The organism is Sphingobium sp. BS19 (genome assembly GCF_027925545.1).
Taxonomy (GTDB): Bacteria; Pseudomonadota; Alphaproteobacteria; order Sphingomonadales; family Sphingomonadaceae; genus Sphingobium.
Genome location: NZ_BSEF01000013.1, coordinates 1 through 19,850 on the forward strand (window position 1 = coordinate 1; position 19,850 = coordinate 19,850).

The window sequence follows — 19,850 nt, forward strand, 5'->3', positions numbered from 1 at the left end:
CCTCAAAAAGCCCCTTGCTCCCGTCGTGGTGAAAATCACCAGCGGAGGCGCTCGTCCAGACTACGCCGTCAACAACGAACCCAGCCCACAAAACCTCGGAGCGGCGGTCTCATGAATAAGACGGGCTAGAGGATGTCTGGAGCGATCTGCCACAGGCATTCCGCAGCGTATCGGTACCTGGCTTTCCAAACTACTTCATGGTGAACGGTCCCAACGGAATATTTGGCCATTCGTCCGCTATCCATTCTGCGGAAATTTCCACCGAATACATTATCCGTTTGATTGAAGCAGCAGAAGAGATGGAACTAAAGTCGATCAATGTTCGGCAAGACGTGTTTAAGGAATACAATAAAAGCGTTCAGGAATATTTCAAGGATACGACTTTTAACGGGAACTGCGACAGCTTTTACCATGATGAAAAGCATCGGGTCTGGTTCTTCTATCCTGGCGATCACATTGCCATGGAAACTGAACTGCGTTCCACGACGCTGGAAGATTTCGACGTCGTCCGTTGAGCGAGACGCGTTAATGAGAATGAGGGAGTAAAGCTGATGTCGGCGATGGTTGATGGCGGCAGCAACGGAGCCACGGTTAACGCCCGGCAAAAGCTGATTGAGCGTCTCGGCTTTGATCCAGAAGAGATGCGCCGCAAATATCGGGAGGAGCGCGACAAGAGATTGCGTCCCGAGGCTGATCGGCAGTTCACGAAGATGGAAGGCGGGCTGGAAGAACTGGCTACGGATCCTCATGTCAAAGAGCCCATATCGCGTGCGCCGCTGCAAGATGAAGTAGAAGCTGTGGTGGTGGGAGGAGGTTTGTCGGGTCTGGTAATCGCGACTCGTCTTCGTCAGTCCGGGCTTAGGAAAGTTCGCATTATTGAAGCGGGCGGAGACCTGGGTGGGAGTTGGTATTGGAACGACTATCCTGGCATCATGTGCGACGTGGAATCCTATATCTACATGCCGATGCTCGAAGAGATGGGCTATGTTCCGACTGAAAGATACGCCTCAGGACCCGAAATTCAGCGACATTGCAGAGCGATCGGCGAAAAGTTTGGTCTGTATGAGGACGCATGCTTTCAGACGCAGGTCACTGAAATGCACTGGAGTGACGAAGATGCGCGCTGGACCGTTCAAACGGACCGCGACGATGTTATCACTGCTCAATTTGTGATCGTGGCCATCGGCGGTCTCAATCGCGGACGATTGCCGCAGCTGCCAGGGCTCGAAAAGTTTTCTGGCCGGACATTCCATACCAGTCGCTGGGACTATGACTATACCGGCGGTGACTACAAGGGCGGCTTGACGGGGCTGAAGGACAAGCGCGTTGGAATGATCGGGACTGGAGCTACTGCAGTGCAGGTTGCGCCGCATCTGGGGCAATGGGCAAAAGAGTTCTTTGTTTTCCAGCGTACGCCCGCCTCAGTTGATATACGCGCCAACCGGCCGACAGATAGTGAGTGGGCAAAATCGCTCGAGCCGGGATGGCAATATGATCGCATGGAGAATTTCAATCGCATTACCAGTGGCATTCCGGTTGAACATGACGCGGTCAATGACGGCTGGACCGATAACTTTAAAACTCTGTACCTCGGCGATGGAGCAAAGAAGTTCGAGGATCTCGGACTGAGCCCGGCAGAACTTGGCGAGGCTGCTGATTTCCAGAAGATGGCGGACATCCGTGAGCGGGTCGCTTCGATTGTTAAGGACCCTGAGACAGCACAGGCCCTGATGCCATATTTTCCGCAGTTCTGTAAGCGACCGTGTTTCCATGACGAGTACCTTGAAAACTTTAATCGCCCTAATGTTCATCTCGTCGATACTATGGGTCGCGGGGTAGAAGCCTTCACCGAAAAAGGCGTCATGGTCGGTGGCAAGGAATATGAGCTCGATTGTGTTGTATTTGCAACCGGCTTTGAACCGAACGTGCGGGCGCCTCGCTTCACCAATGTTGGCGGATTTGAAATCTATGGCCGCGACGGCTTAAAGTTGTCGGAGAAATGGAGCGCTGGCGCGCGCTCGTTGCATGGACAGCATGTCCACGGTTTTCCCAATTTGATGATTGTCTCACCTATCCAGTCGGCTTACGCCTTCAACTGGCTGTATATCATAAATGGCCAGGCAGCCCAGGTTGAGTACATTATCAGAGAAGCGAAAGCACGTGGCTTGCGTACATTTGAAGTCACTGAGCCTGCTGAACAAGAGTGGGTTAATAAGATCATCGAACGGTCCGGTGTTCAGCGTGATTTTCTTGCATCTTGTACTCCAGGTTATTTCAATGGTGAGGGAAAGTTGTCCGACACCATCGTAGTTGACAGTGCTTATGCGGGTGGAAATGTGGACTATTTCGAAGAACTGAAGAAGTGGCGAGAGGCAGGGACGCTTTCTGGCCTGCAGCTTGAAAATTGATGACGGATTTGCGGAGAATTTAGCGAATGGAAGACTTGTTTACGCCACTGACGTTCGCGCGCGGACGAGAAATGCCAAATCGGTTTTTGCTGTCGCCTATGACGACCCGCCAAAGCAATGATGACGGAACGCTCTCGGACGAAGAATTTGAGTGGTTGATAGCGCGCGCGCGCGGTGGCTTCGGGATGACGATGACGTGCGCTTTGCATGTGCAGGCAATCGGACGGGGGTTTGCCGGCCAGCTTGGGATATTCGACGACAAGCATGTCACTGGATTGTCGCGCCTGGCCGAGGCGATAAAAAGTCACGGTTCGCTTGCGATAGCTCAAATCTATCACGCTGGGATGAGAGCGCCGAAGGAATTGAACGGAGCGTCGCCAGTCTGCCCTTCAGACAACGAAGCTACCGGTGCAGTCGGTTTGACGCTTTCGCAGGTAGAGCAGGTCGTTGAAGACTTTGTTGTGGCGGCCCGCCGCGCCGAGAGGGCTGGATTTGATGGTATCGAACTCCACGGCGCACACGGCTATCTCATAGGCGAGTTCCTCAGTCCGGTCATCAATCGCCGTACCGATCGCTATGGCGGAAGCTTTGAAAATCGTGCCCGCTTGTTGCAGGAACTCATCTCCGGCGTGCGCCAGAGCTGCGGCTCGCAATTCAACCTTGGCGTTCGCCTGTCGGGGGAATTGTTCGATCTGCGGTTGGCGGAAATGAAGGAACTGGCGCAGGATCTGATGCTGGGCGGGCAAATTGAATATCTCGACATGTCTTTGCTGGACGTGTTCAAGCAGCCCAAGGAGCCGGAACACCAGGGAAAAACCATTCTGGAACATTTCACGTCGCTTGAACGGGGTGGAACGCGTCTGGGTGCCGCAGGGATGCTGTGGGACGGAGAGCATATCGCCAAGGCATTCGCTGCCGGGCTGGACATGGTTGGCATAGGTCGCTCGGCGATCGTTCATCATGATCTCCCTATGCAGATGCGGGCGGACCAGAATTTCCATCCAGTTAAGCTGCCCGTCTCTCCGGAATACCTTGCCGGACAATGTGTCAGTCCCGCCTTTGTGGATTACCTGCTTGAGCTTTTCCCGGGCATTGCTGCCAATAGCGCAGCGGCGGCTGAAAATGCATCCGACGACATGCAAAGTCTGGTGTCTTCGGCAAGTTGATGGCTCTCTGACCACCGCCTGCATGCCCGATCCACGAAGCTGACCAATAATCAAACGATCTAGAAACCAAGAGAGGCAATCATGGACAAGCGGTTCGAAGGCAAAGTGGCGGTGATCACCGGTGGCGCATCGGGAATGGGTGAAGCAACCGTGCTCTCCTTCCTGCGCGGCGGCGGCAAGGTCGTGGTTGCCGACCTCAACGTTGAGGTAAATACTTTCGATGCGTTTGGCGATGCGGTCCTGCTGCACCGTACCGACGTTGGTGATCAGGCGCAGGTGCGGGCGCTTATCGAAAAGGCTGTCAGCCACTTTGGCCGGATTGATTGCCTGGTCAACAACGCGGGGATCGGCTGCCTTACCCTGTCGGAAGATCTCACGGCTGAGGAAGTGGACAAGGTATTCAAGGTGAACGCCGCCGCCGTGGTCTTTGCGTGCGGCGCAGCCATTCCTCACATGCGTCGGCAAGGTGGCGGAGCCATCGTCAACAATGCTTCCATATCAGGACTCTTCGGCGACGCGGGCATGCCAGCCTACAACATGAGCAAGGGAGCGACCATAAACTACACGCGCTCGCTCGCTGGAGCCGTGGGGCGCGACAACATCCGGGTGAACTGCGTGTGTCCGGGCTACACGGCTACGCCTATGTCGGAGGGACTGAAGGAGTTTCCCGAGTTGATCGACGCATGGAACGGGGCGATTCCGCTGGGCCGCGCGGGACACCCATCTGAAATCGCCGAAGCCATCGCCTTTCTACTGTCGGATGCGGCCTCGTATGTCCATGGTGCTGTCCTCCCGGTCGATGGCGGCGTTACCTCGCAAACTGGGCTTGCCGACCTCCGCCCCTTCCTGGCGGATATGGCGGCCTGAGCGCGCTCGATGTTCCGATGAAGAGGGATCGGTGAGGATCCAAGGGTAGCGCGCGTGGAGCAGCTACCAATGGAGCGTGGCGACTTCTCGACGGATAATGAACGGATCACAAAGGACAGTGACTATGAATAAGCGGTTCGACGGCAAAGTGGCGGTGATTACCGGCGGCGCATCGGGTATGGGGGAAGCAACCGTGCTCACCTTCCTGCGTGGCGGCGGCAAGGTTGTGGTTGCCGACCTGAATATAGAAGTCGATACCTTCGCCGAATTCGGTGATAGTGTCATCATGCATCGCACCGACGTAGGCGATCAGTCGCAGGTGCAGGCGCTCATCGAAAAGGCTGTCAGCCACTTCGGTCGGATTGACTGCCTGGTCAACAATGCGGGCACCGGCAACCTCACCGCCTCGGAAGATCTCATGGCCGACGAACTGGACCGGGTGTTCAAGGTCAACACAGCCTCCGTGGTCTACGCCTGCGGCGCAGCCATTCCGCATATGCGCCGCCAAGGTGGCGGATCCATCGTGAACAACGCCTCGATTGCCGGGCTGCTCGGCGATGCTGCCATGCCGGCCTACAACCTGACCAAGGCCGCAACGGTAAACTACACACGCTCGCTCGCGGGGGCTGTGGGGCGCGACAACATTCGGGTGAACTGCGTGTGCCCCGGCGACGTTAGGACGCCGATGACTACTGTGCTGGATAGCATTCCCAAATTGCGCGCGGCCTGGAACGCTGCGGCCCCGCTCGGACGCGCAGCAGAAGCATCCGAGATCGCCGAAGCCATTGCCTTTCTGCTGTCTGACGCAGCCTCGTACATCCATGGTGCCATCCTCCCTGTCGATGGCGGTGTTACCTCGCAAACTGGGCTAGCCGACCTCCGCCCATTCCTCAATGAAATGAAGGGATAGCCCAGCTGCCAATCGACTCTTAGTTTTACAAAAGCGCGCGAGAAACGCGCTTTTGTATCCGTCTTGTGCGGCATCGCTCGACACACACGCGTTGTGACGGCTGCAATCGGCAGAAGGAGTGACGGCGCGTTCGCGGTCAACATGGAGGAGGGGGAGGGCGTTTGTCGCGGGCCTTGAGACGGGGCGGAACCATGAGCGCCAAATGTTCGGACGACCGATCGAACGCGTGATGCAAGGAGCGATCCATGAGATATTTGCCACTCGAAAAGATTTGCAAGACCTCCCGGCACACGACTTTCTATAATGAGGCTGGTCCTGTCGACGGCACGCTAATTATATTTGTGCACGGCTGGCCAGAACTAGGCGTTAGCTGGCGGCATCAGCTCGCATGCTTTGCCAATCTCGGTTTTCGCGTGATAGCGCCAGATATGCGCGGCTATGGTCGCTCCAGTCTATATGCGCAGCACGAGGATTATGCTGTCGAGCATATCGTCACTGACATGGTTGAGCTGCTCGACAGCCTGAATGCTGAACGGGCCATCTGGGTTGGGCATGATTGGGGAAGCCCTATTGTCTGGAGCATCGGTGCACACTATCCTGAACGATGCCACGCTCTGGTCAACCTGTGCGTGCCGTATATCCCGCAAGGATTTGCACGTGCGAACCTCATTCCACTGGTCGATCGCACCATCTATCCGGAGGAAATTTTCCCATCGGGACAATGGGCCTATTGGGACCATTATGTAGCAGATTTCAAGGGCGCGGCGCGCGACTTTGAGGCAAATGTCGGCGCGATCATCAGGGGGCTGTTCCGACGCGGCAATCCGGATGCCGTTGACGCGCCCGAGGTCACGGCCCGTGTCACCAATGAAGGCGGGTTTGGTTTTTTTATCGACATGCTGCGGGACTTGCCACTCGACGAGCTGTTGATCACGCAGGAAGAGCACAGCCAATATGTGGCAGCACTGACGCGTGCGAGCTTCTTCGGGCCAAACTCTTGGTATCTTAACGACGCTCGAAACATCGCCTACGCGGCCCGTGCCCATAATGGCGGCCGGATTGACCTGCACTCCCTTTTCGTATCGGCAGCCTATGACGTTACCTGCAAAACTGCGGGAACGCGGCTCGGCGACCCTATGCGGCAGTCGTGCTCCCACCTTACGCAAATGGTCATAAAATCCGGTCATTGGATGGCGCAAGAAAAGCCGGTCGAATTGAACAGCGTCCTTGCACGCTGGCTTATCGAAACCGTGCCGCATCTATGGCCGAAGCCCGCTTAATCTTCAGCCAAATGGATACTTGCGATGCGCCGAGCCCTCTGGCGCCAGCCGTCTCGACGCGCAAATGCGGGCGATCGGGCCGGGCCGACTTTCACATATGCTCGCTGACGATGCCCCCGTCGATCCGGTAGATAACGCCGTTGGCGTAGCCTGCTTCACCCGAAGCCAAGGACGCGGCAAGCTCAGCGACTTCATAGGGGCTGTTGTCTCGTTCAGGCGCGGCCGCGCCTCCCGCGCGCGTCTCGCGGTTTTCCGGTGTCTGGCCGGCAAGGATCGACGCGATCATCCTTCCCGCCACTCGGCCGGGTGCAATACCGTTCACGCATATGCCCAGCTTGGCACATTCGGCGGCTGCAGCCCGGGTTAGTCCGATAACGGCGTGTTTACTGGCGACATAGGCAGAAAGATTCGCCCCCCCCGCTAACCCGGCAGTGCTCGCCATATTGATGATGCTGCCCCGGCCCTGTGCTGCCATGCAGTGAATGACGTGCTTCATGCCTAGGAATACGCCCACCACATTGACCTCGAGAACGCGCTCAAAATCGACAAGAGGGTAATCTGAAATAGGGGCAACTGGCCCTTCGATACCTGCATTGTTGCACAGTATATCTATGCGTCCGGTTTCGCTGAGCGCACGGTCTGTGAAAGCACGGACGCTTTCCTCATCGCTCACGTTGCCTTCCAGGGCCAGCAGGTCGGTGTTGTCTGAACACCCCAATAGTTTGTCGAGGGCCCTGCTGTCGCGGTCGACTGCGACAACAAACGCTCCTCGCGCATGAAGGCGCTGCACCATCGCGCGACCGATGTCCCCTCCAGCGCCAGTTACGATCGCTGTTTGACCCACCAATGAAGATTTCTTTGACATCGATTTCCTGCCCAATCAGCCGGCTGTATACCCGGCATCGACCATGTGGACTGAGCCGGTCAGTGCCCGTGCATCCTCGGATGCGAGAAAACAGACTGTTGCGGCAACGTCAGTAACCTCTGGCAGTCGACGAAGAGCATGAACCTGTGCCAGTGCGGCCCAATCTTCTTGCGATCGATGGTTCGTCATCGGCGTTTCAATGAATGTGGGGCAAACCACGGACACCCGAATGTTCTGAGGTCCCCAACTGAGCGCAGCTGTACGCGTTAGACCGACCACACCATGTTTAGCGGCAACATAAGCTCCGCCTTCGGGGTAGCCGACGACACCCAGCATTGAAGCGATGTTGATGATCGCGCCTCCGCCTGCGGCTTCGAGATGTCTGTATTCGGCTTGCATCGAGTAGAAGACGCCGGAGAGGTTGATTGCAATCATGCGATTCCAGACGTCGGACGGCATATCTTTCATTGGTCCGCCACTGCCACCTATCCCGGCGCTGTTGACCGCAACATCGAGCCGTCCGAACGCCTTGGCCACCTGGTCAATCGCGGTTGCGATTGCAGCGGGTTCAGAGACATCCGCCTGAACGCCTATGGCGCTACCGTGCCGCTCGCGAATCTGCTGGGCTACCTCGTTTGCAGCCTCACCATGGAGATCGAGAACGCCTATCGAAGCGCCTTCCGCAGCGAAACGTTCGCAACAGGCCAGTCCGATACCCGAGGCGCCGCCTGTCACGATTACGACTTTCCCGTTAAATCGACCAGCAAACGCGTTCATAAACTCTTCCTTATTGTTAGGTGTCATTCCGGTAGGCGATTTGAACCGCGATCAGCGAACTCACTGCAAAAGCCCACCAGTACATGACCTTGCATGCGTCGATGAAGCGCCAGCATGAATGACTTTTGTCCCGGCATCGCCGTCGAACAGTGCGCCAGGCTTGCGTTCGGGTCCAGCCATGAACTGCCGTTCGGCTAGTCTGCGATCGTTAATTCCACATACTTGGCAGTCACCGACTGCCAATCGGGCTCCGTTGTGGCAGTCGGTTAGCGGCCTAGCCGCGAGATTTCGGCCGGAAAGCCTTGATTTACATGGGCGGCGCTGTGCGCGAACGATGTCGGGGCTCATGGCAATTCCGATGATGGACCGTCGCAGCTGGTGCAAAAAGGCGCGTCATCCACTTTCGATGGGGTAGTTGACCGCGAGAGGTTGTCAAAGCTATTGAGACCGTATAGTAGAATTTGAGTCTGAATAACAGAAAGAATGGTCAGTGAACACTGCGAGCCAAGACATGTCAGAACTCCCCCTTGCGGGGATCACTGTGATCGATCTTGGGCAAGTCTATCAAGGTCCTTATGCCACGTTCCTGATGGCGAAGGCTGGGGCCGACATCATCAAGGTCGAGCCGCTTGGTGGTGAACCTGCTCGCGTTCGTGCCGAGGTTAGCGCTGGCGCGACGCTGCCGTTCGAAATGTTGAATGCCAATAAGCGCAGCATCACATTGAACCTTAAGACAGACCACGGACGCCAGCTTCTGCTGGATCTCGTGCGCGACGCTGACGTTCTTGTGGAAAACTTTGCGCCCGGCGTAATGGACAGGCTGGGCGTGGGTTGGGAAAAGCTGCGCCAGATCAATCCCCGGCTAGTCTACGGTTCAGGCAGCGGATACGGTCTTTCGGGTCCGGACCGCGACAACCTCGCTATGGATGTGACCATCCAGGCGGTATCCGGAGTGATGAGCGTTACCGGTTTGCCGGACGGCGAACCGTTGAGGGCGGGGCCAGCTATAGCCGATTTTCTCGGTGGCATTCATCTCTATGCCGGGATCATGACGGCGCTCGTCCAGCGCGGTCGAACCGGCAAGGGGCGGCTGGTCGAAGTTGCTATGCAGGAGGCTGTCTTCCCGACCCTCGCCTCGTCGCTGGGGCTGGCGCATGAAATGCAGGCCGAGCCACCGAGGACCGGCAATCGGCACAGCGGGTTGGCTGTGGCGCCTTACAATGTCTATCCGACTAGTGACGGCTTCGTCGCGATCATCGCTTTACGTGAGGGGCATTGGGATGCCTTGCTGACCCTGATCGGGCGGGAAGATCTGCGCGACGATCAGCGTTTTACGTCCAACGCGTCGCGTGTCGCCAACGTGGAAGAAATGGACGAAGTCGTTGCAAGCTGGACACGGCAATTCTCCAGCGCCGAAGTGTTCGAAAGGGCCAAACTGGGGCGTGTGCCATGTGCTCCGGTGCGCACCGTGCTCGAAGTGCTCAACGACCCACATATGCATGAGCGGGGAATGCTCGAATGGGTGGATAATCCGCGCCTCGGCCGCGTTGTGCTGCCTAACAGCCCGCTTCGCTTCCACGGTGCGGATTTAGTTCCACCGACGCCGAGTCCTGAACTTGGAGAGCACACTGCCATGATCCTTGCCGAAAAGCTGGGGCTGAGTGATCAGGATATCGCAGAACTCAAGCGCGAAAAAGCAATCTAGATTTGTTGGGGGCGCCGGGCGGAGTTTGTGATCGCCCAAGCCTGTAAGACCAAATAGCTGGGAGAGATCGAATGACTGACTTGGGCACCCTGGGAGCGTGGGAGCTACCCGAAGAGCTTCGTGCTCTTAAAGAAATGACTCGGCGCTTCATGGAAGAAGAGGTCCAGCCGCTCGAGGACAAGGTGCCGCACGATACCTACAAGTTCCCGCCCGAGATGTTGAAGCCGTTGCAGGACAAGGCCCGCGAGCTCGGCCTTTACGCATTTCGCGCCCCTGCGCAATATGGCGGTGCCGGTCTCAACCTGCTGGCCCAGGCGGTCGTCGCCGAAGAGGGTGCGCGCTGCCGCATGGGCTCTTATACCTGGGGCGGCGGGGCATTCGGCGACGATCCGCCGGACATCATCTGGTGCGGCAACGACGAGCAGATCCAGCGCTGGGGCGTGCCTACCGTTAAGGGTGAGCGCAAGGCCTGGATCGCGATCAGCGAGCCATCTGGCGGTTCCGATCCTGCCCGGGCGATCAAGACCCGCGCTGTGCGCGACGGCGACGACTATGTGCTGAACGGAAGCAAGACCTGGATCACCGATGCGGCCAACCGCGACTGGGGCATCGTCTTCGCCCGCACTGGCGATGCCGCCGACCGCCGGGGCATCACGGCCTTCATCGTTGAAAACGGCACGCCAGGCTTGTCGTTCAACGAGATCAAGGTCATCCGTTCCTACTCACCCTACGAAGTCTACTTCACCGATTGCCGCATCCCTGCGAGCCAGCGGCTGGGCGAGGAAGGGGAAGGGTTCAAGCTCGCTGACCGATTTCTCGCCGACAATCGGATCGCCTATTCGGCCAACTGCTTGGGCACCGCCCAAGCCGCGCTTGAGCTTGCAATCGAATGGGTCAAACAGCGGCATGTGTTCAAGTCGGCGCTCGCCGACAAGCAGGCGATCCAGTGGATGATCGCCGATAGCGAGATGGAGATCCGGGCTGCACGGCTGCTGACCTATCAGGCGGCGTGGAAGGGCGATCTCGGCCAGCCATTCAAACTGGAAAGCTCGATCGCCAAGGTAACGGCCACGGAGACGGCTGGCAGGGTCGTCGATCGCTGTATCCAGATGTTCGGCGGACTGGGCGTGACTCAGGCGATGCCGCTCGAGCGGTGGTACAGGGAGCTTCGCATCAAGCGGATTGGTGAGGGGCCGTCTGAGGTGCATCGGATGGTGGTTGCTCGCGAACTGCTAGGAAGCCGCAGCTAATTGCCCGAATGCAGCTTGGTCCCGAACGTCGTCCAATTTCGGTATCATGAAGGTGGGGGAGTTCAGGCGCTCGGCCAAGGTAGCTTCAACCGCCGGTTGCTGGTCCACACAGTGGGATCGATGAGATCTGCGTCTCTGGCAACCGGTGGTAACGGCTACGTGTTAATAAGCTTGGGTTTGCGAATGGCCGCTGCCACCATTGACCGAGTTCGTTAGTTCTATCACATAGAATTTTCTTCCACATAACAGAAGGATTGGGAGGGGAGATGCAGTCTGTTTCTTGCGTATCACGCATCTCCTCAAAGGATCGTTTTGCGTGGGCGAAGGTATTGCCTCGTGTCCCTGGCAAACGCGCGCGGGCAGAGTTTGCCGCTCTCGCAATTTTGCGACCGGTGCAGTTGGCTTCGCTGGCTGCGGCAACAGATAAGCTGCGGTGCTCAATCGTCACTGACGTAACATAGGACCGCCAAAAATGTCGAGCGCTGCCGCTAGCACATCTAAGGCACGGGACGAACAATCCTTCGATGTCGAACCGGTTGACCGGGTCGCAATGTACCGGCGCATTGCCTGGCGCCTGATGCCGTTTTTGATCATCTCCTATGTGATCAACGCCATCGATCGAACCAACATCAGTATGGCGCAACTCCGGATGGAGAGCGATCTGGGCTTTACTGCCGAGATTTACGGGATCGGTGTCGGCATATTCTATCTTGGCTATGTGATGTTCGAGGTGCCGAGCAACGTACTTCTCGAACGTGTCGGCATACGCAAAACGTTGCTGCGCATCATGGCCTTGTGGGGCATTGTATCCTCGTGCACGATGTTCGTAACAACACCGACGCAGTTCTACCTCGTCCGGTTTCTGCTGGGGATTGCGGAAGCGGGCTTCTATCCGGGCGTGTTGCTTTACATCACGCTTTGGTTTCCGTCTGCATATCGGGCGCGCATCACCGCAATGTTCATGATCGGCATGCCACTCGCCAGTGCGATCGGGTCGCCGCTCTCGGGTGCTATCATTGTCGGCATGGAAGGGGTTGCCGGTCTTCATGGCTGGCAGTGGATGTTTTTGCTCGAAGGTCTGCCAGCAGTTTTCCTCGGATTCGCTGCCATTTTCATTCTCACAGATCGGCCTGACGACGCTCAATGGCTTGCACCGGCCGAGAAGGCGGCTATTCGCGTCGACCTCGCTGCCGACCACGGTGTTCAGTCGCCAAACGGGCGCGAAGGCGTTGGTAGTCTGTTTCGTGACCCGCAATTCTACATGCTCGCCTTCGTCATATTCGGTGCTTACGCGCTTACTGGCGCGTCGCTCTGGACGCCCTTGCTTTTGCGTGATGCGGGAATAGCGTCGGTTGCAGGCATTGGCTTTCTTTCAGCCGCCCCTCCGCTTGTCTCGATCGCCGCGATGTATCTTTTTGCACGGCGATCTGACAAAATGCGTGAGCGTCGCTGGCATTTTTTTGCAACCCTGCTGATCGGCGCTTCAGCGCTATCGCTTCTTGCGGTGCTGCCGCTGAGCCCGTTGCTGGTGATCGTGCTTCAGACCGTTGCCATGTGTTGCAGCTTTGCGGGCGGGACACTGTTGACTGGCATTTTCGCAGCCTTCCTGCCCGACCGTGCACGCGCTGCTGGCATCGCGATGCTTACCTCGACCGGTGCCAGCGCAGCGATTGTCACACCGATGGCGATCGGCCAGCTGCGCGTTGCAACAGGCGACTTTTCGATTGCGTTGGTTATGCTGAGTGTTGTCGTGGTGGTGGCGGCACTTGTCTTTATAATGGGAATTCCCAAGAGCCGCATCAACGAGCGTCTGGCGGCGGCGTCATAGTGAGCGAATGTCCCGCCTCGCTTACGAGAGTATCCGGTGGGGTGTGTCGTCGCGAGCATCATGTCTCTGGCGCGACGCAGCAAAGTCGGCCGTTCATGTCGCCACGTGCTTCCTTTACAGGGGGAGTAGAGTGAACGTCCTATCAGGTGCCGGCGCGCGCATACGCCATCAGGTCAGCGATGCTGAATGGAAGAAAAGATTGGATCTAGCGGCGCTTTACCGCGCCATTCACATGTTCGGCATGACCGACATGATCGCCAATCACATCACGGCCAGAGTCCCGGATGAACCCGATCATATTCTGTTGAACGCATACGGCTTGATGTATGACGAGGTCACTGCGGCGAATCTATACAAGGTTGATCTGGATGGCAGGGTAATTCTCGCCCCAGAAGGCGATTATCGCATAAATTCCACGGGGTATGTCATTCACGGCGCCATCCATTCCGTTCGGCATGATGTCGATGTGATTGTCCATACCCATACGAGAGCAGGTGTTGGCGTAGCCTCGATGGCCTGTGGTCTGCTACCGCTCTCTCAGCATGCCGCCATTCTGGGAGAGGTCAGCTATCACGATTTCTGGGCGCCGTCGGTCGATTTCGCTGAGCGCCAGTCCCTGATCGATGACCTCGGCGAAAACAACCTGATGATATTGCGCAATCATGGGCTGCTCGCCTGTGGCCGCTCGGTCGCCCACGCTTTCGCCAATATCTTCAGGTTGGAGACCGCGTGCCGTATTCAGATCGACGCTATGGCGAGTGGTATGGATAATGTCCTGTTGCTGGAGAAAAGTCATCTCGAATCCACGCAGAAAGTGGTCCGGGGAGATCTCGGTTCGGCCAGTGCGGCTATCCAGTGGGAAGCGGTGCTGCGGCGTCTCAGCCGAACCTATGGATCTTTAGAGGAATAGTCAGACGTATCTGGAGCGATGCCGTGGCCGTAGATTTAAGAACTGTGAAAATGTCGCCGTTATCGGCCAGCCTTGGTCCGCGGGTTTGTGCGTCGATCCCGCTGGATGATCTGCCGCCCGTGTTTATAGAATCGAAGGCAGGCGCTTTAGATACTATTGACGATGTCGCAGCTTGGGTGACCGAGCAACGACCGGAATTGGACCGGCTGATTATCGAACATGGCGCGATCGTGCTGCGAGGTTTTCCGGTTCGCACTTCCGCAGACTTTGCGACTATCGTGGCATGCTTTCCTGCTTATGAGGGCAACTATAAGGGCGGTGCGGCCGCACGTCGCCCTCTTGACAAGGGTGTTTACGAAGCAACCCAACGAACGGGCGAGCAAACGATCCAGATTCATCAAGAGATGTTCTACGTCCGGGATTATCCGCCGCGCCTGGCGTTCTTCGCGCGAAAGGTTGCGGAAAAGGGCGGTGAAACGATAATCGCCGATATGCGCAGGGTTTCGGCCAACATTCCGGAAAAACTTCGCGAGAGGTTTGCTAGCTCGGGTATTCTGACTGTCCGCAACTTCGCTCCACCGACCGGATCGATGGTCGAAACCGAGCTTATGGATCGCCGCGGCTGGGACTTCGCTTTCTACACGGACTCGCGCGAAGAAGTGAACGAGGTGTGCGCGAAGCGTGGGATGGAGCCACATTGGCACGACGATAATAGCCTGACAGTCTACAGTCGGCTTCCAGCCTTTGTCCGCCACCCGGTAACGGGCGAGATGATCTATCGTAGCGCGATCCACACGAATCCGGACCAGCGAGCGACGCGCGAAAAGAGCGAGTCCGCTATAAAGCTCCGCGCATCGCAGAAAATCCCTAGCGATATTCTGTTGGGCAATGGCGAAGCACTGAATGACGAGGAGGAAACCGCGATGCTGCGGGTGGTCGATGACGCGACGATCGCGTGGCAGTGGGAAACCGGCGACCTGATGATCGTCGACAATTTGCAGATCGGTCATGGTCGCAACCCGTTTGTCGGCGAGCGGGCGACTGACGTCGCGATGATGAACTGAAACTATCGCAGGGAATGCTTCTGGTTAGTCGCATGTGAACACGCTGCCGAATTTGAGTTGTCACACTCCCACAAAATTAAGCTCTGCCACCTGAAAGGAAATAAACATGAGAAAGTCTAAAAAAGTCATCATGACCTGTGCGGTAACCGGATCGGTCCACACTCCGTCCATGTCACCCCATCTGCCGATCACGCCCGACCAGATCACGGCCGAAGCCATCGCTGCGGCGGAGGCGGGAGCGGCGATGATCCACTTCCACGTGCGCGATCCGGAGAACGGCAAGCCGACCCAGGATCCGAAGCTGTTCGGCCAGGTCCTGCCGCGGGTCAAGCAGCAGTCCAACGCCATCCTCAACATCACCACCGGCGGCGGACTGGGCATGTCGATGGACGAACGGTTGGCCCCGGCCATTTGGGCCAAGCCTGAAGTCGCCACGATGAGCATGGGCTCCATCAACTTCAATGTCGCCGGCGTTGCCGAGAAGATTACGGAGTGGAAATACGACTGGGAGCAGCCGTATATCGAGATGACCAGGGATTTCATCGCATCCAACACCTTCGCGCAGATCGAGCGCGGCATGCGTGAGCTGGGTGACCTGGGAACCCGGTTCGAGTTCGAATGCTACGATGTTGCGCATCTCTACAACCTTGCCTATTTCGTGGACAAGGGCTTGGTGAAGCCGCCGTTTTTTGTTCAGGGCGTTTTCGGAATTCTCGGCGGAATCGGGGCAGACCCGCAAAACGTGCAGTTCATGATGGCGACCGCGGAACGCCTGTTTGGCGACGACTATCTATTCTCGGTACTCGCTGCGGGTCGTCACCAGATTCCGCTGACGACCTTCGGCGCCCTGCTCGGCAGTTCCGTCCGCGTCGGCCTTGAGGACAGCCTTTTTCTGGGCCGAGGCCAGCTGGCGACTTCAAATGCGGAACAGGTCGCCAAGAGCCGTCGTATCCTCGAAGAACTGGGTCTCGACCTGGCCACACCGGAAGAAGCGCGGGCCATGCTTGAGACGAAGGGCGGCGATAACGTGGGCTTCTGATGTTTTGGCTGCCCGTGCGCAGACAACAGGCAGCAGGTAGCCAAGGCACGAATAAGCTGGGGCCCCGTCATCGGCATTTGTTCCGGTGACGGGCGTTCCAGAATGCTTCAGAAGCTTGGGTAAGCGGGGCAGGGCTGATAAAACTGAGAGCGCAGATAGTTGCTCCCCCGCCCATCCGCAGACTGACGCGACTCTTCGCACGCGATCGCTCATCAGGTTGCCGCGGGTGTCGCCTCAATTCTGGCTTTTTCTGCAACGAGATAGCTGTGCGGGCCGGTACTAGAATAGTTAAAGGAATGACGATGGAACCGACGCAGTTTCCCCCAGCGGCTCCGCGCAAGATGTTGCATCAGCGATCAGTGCGTTGCGACGGCTACCTGCGCGCTGATGGTCAATGGGAGGTCGAGGCGAGTCTGCGTGACACGAAATGCATCGATTTCGTGCAGATCACTCGCGGCCCTCAGAAGGCCGGTGCCGCCGTGCATGACATGAAGCTTCGGGTTACCGTCGATGACCAGCTAACAATCACGGCAATCGAATCGGAGATGGCCACGACCCCAATGCTTGCGTGTCAGGACGCCCGTGAATACCTGCATGAACTCATCGGCGTTCGCTTTGTTTCCGGTTGGCAGAAGGAGGCGCGTGCTCGAATCGGCCATCGGCATGCCTGCACGCATCTCATGGACCTCCTGGTTCCAGCAGCCACAACATTTTATCAGACTATGGGCTGGGGGAAAAACCCGGAGGGGGGCGGCGAGTTGGATCATGTAAGGGCGAGTGGCGATCGCCCTGGTTTCCTAGACCGCTGTTATGGCTGGCGCACTGATGGTCCGGGCGTGAGCGAACACTTTCCTCAATTTGCTGACAAGTCGGTCGACGAACGCAGCGAACCTTAGAGGCAATATAATGATCGATCAGCCCGGGCGTTGTTGAAGCGACAGTCTGGCAGGTGCCTTAACGCAGTTGTGTTGTTTTGCGCATTGGCGCGGAGCAAGCCGCAGGGACGGCACATTTCGCTTGGCCAATTAGAAATGTTCTATTATTCAGAATGACATTCCACTAAGGAGGAAATCCATGTCGATCGACTTTTCGCTCAGTAAAGAAGGTGTTGCCCTTATCACGATCAATCGTCCTGAGCGGATGAACGCAATGGACCCCGAGCATTACGAAGGTTTGACGAACGCTTGGTCCCGTGTTCGTGACGATGATGATGTTCGCGTTGCCGTAGTGACTGGTGCCGGAGACCGGTCATTCACCGTCGGCGCTGACCTGAAGTCGGCCGTCTGGACGCAAAGAGCGCCAGCTTCCAAGTTCTTCAAGACTCAGAACGACATGCTCCTCAATCGCGGCCTGGAAGTTTGGAAGCCAGTCATTTCCGCGATTAACGGCTACTGTCTGGGCGGCGGGGTCACGTTGATGCTGGCGACCGACATGCGCATTGCCTGCGAAAGCGCAACATTCAACGTGGCGGAGGTAAAGCGTGGCGGCGTGCCTGCTAACGGCGGGACCCAACGCCTTATCAAGCAATTGCCGTATGCCGTGGCCATGCGGCTGCTGCTCACGGGGGACACCATAACCGCACATGAGGCCGAACGCTGGGGGCTCATCAACGAGGTTGTGCCAACCTGGCAGGATGTTCTGCCAAAGGCCATGGAATATGCCGAAAGGGTCGCAGCCAACGCACCACTAGCCGTACAAGCGGCGAAGGAGTTGGCATTGCGGTCGATGGACCTGCCCTTGTCGCTTGGACTTCGCTTCGAACAATCGTTCGTGTCCTACCTGTTCAACACGGAAGATGCCGTAGAAGGACCCAAGGCATTTGCCGAGAAGCGCAAGCCCAACTTTCAGGGGAAGTGAAGGTTGCAGAGATTTGCCTCGCCGGAGAGCACCGTCCTGCCAAGTATCATGTCGTTTCACAGCGACGGGCAACGGTTAGGTTGCGATCCAGGCAAGACAAGTCCGGCGCAACGTCGATGTGATCGCCGGTCGGTCCGATTGAAGAGGATATGCCATGAATAAACTTTACCCTGATGCCGCCACGGCGCTGGAAGGGCTGTTGTTCGACGGAATGCAGATTTGTGCCGGGGGCTTCGGGCTCTGTGGCATCGCGGAGGGGCTGATCGATGCCATCCGGGACTCTGGGGTGAAGGATCTCGTCATCGCGTCCAACAATGCCGGTATCGATGGTGAAGGTTTGGGGAAGCTGCTCCGCAGCCGCCAGGTGAAGAAGATGATCAGTTCCTATGTTGGCGAGAACAAGGAGTTCGAACGCCAATATCTTTCGGGCGAACTGGAAGTGGAATTCTGCCCTCAAGGCACATTGGCGGAGCGCTGCCGCGCAGGCGGAGCCGGCATACCGGGATTCTATACCAAAACTGGCGTAGGCACACAGGTTGCGGATGGCAAAGAGGTCAAGGTTTTCGACGGACAGGAATATATTTTGGAGCGTGGCATCTTTGCCGACCTTGCCATCATTAAAGGATGGAAGGCTGACGAAACCGGTAATGTCATTTTTCGAAAGACCGCACGCAACTTCAATCAGCCAATGGCGACTGCAGCGAAGATCTGCATCGCCGAAGTCGAGGAAGTGGTTCCCGCAGGTAGCCTCGACCCTGACAGTATCCACCTTCCTGGCATATATGTGAAACGCATGATTGTCGGTGCGTCCAATGACAAGAAGATCGAATTTCGTACCGTTCGCCAGAGGGAGGCGGCCTGATGACCAAACATGACGACCGGATGAAAGGCTGGACCCGGGATGAGATGGCTGCGCGCGCTGCGAAGGAGTTGCGCGATGGATTTTACGTAAACTTGGGCATTGGCATTCCTACCCTCGTCGCGAACCACATTCCCGATGGGGTGGAGGTGACCCTGCAGTCCGAGAACGGTATGCTTGGCATCGGTCCTTTCCCCTTTGAGGGCGACGAGGACCCGGACCTTATCAATGCAGGCAAACAGACGATCAGCGAGTTGCCGCACAGCTGCTATTTCAGCTCGTCCGACAGTTTCGCCATGATCCGCGGCGGGCATATCGACCTGACGGTGCTGGGCGCGATGGAGGTGAGCGAGAAGGGCGACATCGCCAACTGGATGATCCCGGGCAAGATGATCAAGGGCATGGGTGGCGCGATGGATCTCGTCGCCGGGGTCAAGAAGATCATCGTCGTCATGGAGCACACGTCCAAGGACGGCAGCCCGAAGCTTATACCCGAATGCACCTTGCCGCTGACCGGCAGGAATGTAGTCGACATGATCATCACTGACTTGTGCGTGTTCCAGCGTGCCGACGACGATTCGTCTTTCCGGCTTATAGAACTGGCACCCGGCGTAACTGCGAAGGAAGTCGCGGCGAAAACGACGGCAAAATACGATATCGCGCTATCGGCTGCATAACGGCTGGCGTTGCTGGACGCAGCGCATGGTGCTCAGTACGACCACGCTATTGCCATGCGTCTCGGCAATATATAATTACAAGAATTCCGATAGATCAGAGTATCTATCAAATAGATTAGGTTAACTCGTGTTTTTATATAAATGTGTATATTGATAGTTGTTATTTATATATTCAATATAAACGAGATATTTATTGCAGTAGTAGGTATTAATCTATATTAATGAAATTATATTTACATGTATAAGTGATTTTTAGAATCGGTGTATCTGTGAAACATGCGGTGAGATCATGCTCGGATGAGTGGGTGGGCCGTTATGTGAGGCTATCACCGAGCAATAGTCCGAGTGCGTGAACTGCCATAGTTCAGAAGCGTTGGCACCAGTATCA

At 56.9% G+C, this 19,850-nt stretch carries 18 protein-coding genes; 16 read left to right on the forward strand and 2 right to left on the reverse strand.

Annotated features, from left to right (window positions below; genetic code table 11):
- Nucleotides 1-197: 197 nt before the first annotated feature.
- The 6 genes from QMG56_RS15525 to QMG56_RS15550 all read left to right on the forward strand — a co-directional run bounded on the left by QMG56_RS15525 (nucleotide 198) and on the right by QMG56_RS15550 (nucleotide 6,631).
- Nucleotides 198-515, forward strand: a complete 318-nt coding sequence (locus QMG56_RS15525; RefSeq protein ID WP_281823181.1) for a hypothetical protein — start codon at nucleotides 198-200, stop codon at nucleotides 513-515.
- Nucleotides 516-551: 36 nt separating this feature from the next.
- Entirely contained in the window at nucleotides 552-2,408 is a 1,857-nt protein-coding gene (locus QMG56_RS15530) for an NAD(P)/FAD-dependent oxidoreductase (RefSeq protein WP_281823182.1), read from the forward strand.
- Nucleotides 2,409-2,434: 26 nt separating this feature from the next.
- A complete protein-coding gene (locus QMG56_RS15535; RefSeq protein WP_281823183.1) occupies nucleotides 2,435-3,574 on the forward strand; it encodes an NADH:flavin oxidoreductase in 1,140 nt (379 codons plus the stop codon).
- Between the two features lie 81 nt (nucleotides 3,575-3,655).
- Nucleotides 3,656-4,441 carry an SDR family NAD(P)-dependent oxidoreductase gene (locus tag QMG56_RS15540; protein ID WP_281823184.1) on the forward strand — a complete coding sequence of 262 codons (786 nt, stop codon included), beginning with the start codon at nucleotides 3,656-3,658 and terminating at the stop codon, nucleotides 4,439-4,441.
- Nucleotides 4,442-4,565: 124 nt separating this feature from the next.
- Nucleotides 4,566-5,351, forward strand: a complete 786-nt coding sequence (locus QMG56_RS15545) for an SDR family NAD(P)-dependent oxidoreductase (protein ID WP_281823185.1) — start codon at nucleotides 4,566-4,568, stop codon at nucleotides 5,349-5,351.
- Between the two features lie 245 nt (nucleotides 5,352-5,596).
- Nucleotides 5,597-6,631, forward strand: coding sequence for an alpha/beta hydrolase (locus QMG56_RS15550; protein ID WP_281823186.1), 1,035 nt, complete (start codon nucleotides 5,597-5,599; stop codon nucleotides 6,629-6,631).
- Nucleotides 6,632-6,722: 91 nt separating this feature from the next.
- On the opposite strand, the gene QMG56_RS15555 is transcribed toward QMG56_RS15550, so the two are convergent.
- Entirely contained in the window at nucleotides 6,723-7,496 is a 774-nt protein-coding gene (locus QMG56_RS15555; protein ID WP_281823187.1) for an SDR family NAD(P)-dependent oxidoreductase, read from the reverse strand.
- Between the two features lie 15 nt (nucleotides 7,497-7,511).
- Nucleotides 7,512-8,273, reverse strand: a complete 762-nt coding sequence (locus QMG56_RS15560) for an SDR family NAD(P)-dependent oxidoreductase (RefSeq protein WP_230190437.1) — start codon at nucleotides 8,271-8,273, stop codon at nucleotides 7,512-7,514.
- 511 nt (nucleotides 8,274-8,784) lie between these two features.
- Here QMG56_RS15560 and QMG56_RS15565 point away from each other — a divergent pair.
- From QMG56_RS15565 to QMG56_RS15610, 10 genes are all read left to right on the forward strand, one after another.
- On the forward strand, nucleotides 8,785-9,978 hold the full coding sequence (locus QMG56_RS15565; RefSeq protein WP_230190438.1) for a CaiB/BaiF CoA-transferase family protein: 1,194 nt from the start codon (nucleotides 8,785-8,787) through the stop codon (nucleotides 9,976-9,978).
- 71 nt (nucleotides 9,979-10,049) lie between these two features.
- On the forward strand, nucleotides 10,050-11,228 hold the full coding sequence (locus QMG56_RS15570; RefSeq protein ID WP_230190439.1) for an acyl-CoA dehydrogenase family protein: 1,179 nt from the start codon (nucleotides 10,050-10,052) through the stop codon (nucleotides 11,226-11,228).
- 472 nt (nucleotides 11,229-11,700) lie between these two features.
- Nucleotides 11,701-13,056 carry an MFS transporter gene (locus tag QMG56_RS15575; RefSeq protein ID WP_281823188.1) on the forward strand — a complete coding sequence of 452 codons (1,356 nt, stop codon included), beginning with the start codon at nucleotides 11,701-11,703 and terminating at the stop codon, nucleotides 13,054-13,056.
- 130 nt (nucleotides 13,057-13,186) lie between these two features.
- Nucleotides 13,187-13,966 carry a class II aldolase/adducin family protein gene (locus QMG56_RS15580; protein WP_281823189.1) on the forward strand — a complete coding sequence of 260 codons (780 nt, stop codon included), beginning with the start codon at nucleotides 13,187-13,189 and terminating at the stop codon, nucleotides 13,964-13,966.
- Between the two features lie 50 nt (nucleotides 13,967-14,016).
- Nucleotides 14,017-15,030, forward strand: a complete 1,014-nt coding sequence (locus QMG56_RS15585; RefSeq protein ID WP_281823190.1) for a TauD/TfdA family dioxygenase — start codon at nucleotides 14,017-14,019, stop codon at nucleotides 15,028-15,030.
- Nucleotides 15,031-15,160: 130 nt separating this feature from the next.
- Complete coding sequence (locus QMG56_RS15590) at nucleotides 15,161-16,069, forward strand: 3-keto-5-aminohexanoate cleavage protein (RefSeq protein ID WP_309298575.1); 909 nt, start codon at nucleotides 15,161-15,163, stop codon at nucleotides 16,067-16,069.
- Nucleotides 16,070-16,365: 296 nt separating this feature from the next.
- Nucleotides 16,366-16,965 (forward strand): DUF2889 domain-containing protein, encoded by a 600-nt coding sequence (locus QMG56_RS15595; protein ID WP_281823192.1) that lies wholly within the window; start codon nucleotides 16,366-16,368, stop codon nucleotides 16,963-16,965.
- A 178-nt stretch (nucleotides 16,966-17,143) separates the two neighbouring features.
- Complete coding sequence (locus QMG56_RS15600; protein WP_230189765.1) at nucleotides 17,144-17,926, forward strand: enoyl-CoA hydratase/isomerase family protein; 783 nt, start codon at nucleotides 17,144-17,146, stop codon at nucleotides 17,924-17,926.
- A 154-nt stretch (nucleotides 17,927-18,080) separates the two neighbouring features.
- Nucleotides 18,081-18,788: a CoA transferase subunit A gene (locus QMG56_RS15605; RefSeq protein WP_230189764.1), complete on the forward strand. Its 708-nt coding sequence runs from the start codon at nucleotides 18,081-18,083 to the stop codon at nucleotides 18,786-18,788.
- A complete protein-coding gene (locus tag QMG56_RS15610) occupies nucleotides 18,788-19,462 on the forward strand; it encodes a CoA transferase subunit B (protein ID WP_281823194.1) in 675 nt (224 codons plus the stop codon). The genes QMG56_RS15605 and QMG56_RS15610 overlap by 1 nt, the downstream gene beginning before the upstream one ends.
- The last annotated feature ends 388 nt before the right edge of the window (nucleotides 19,463-19,850 follow it).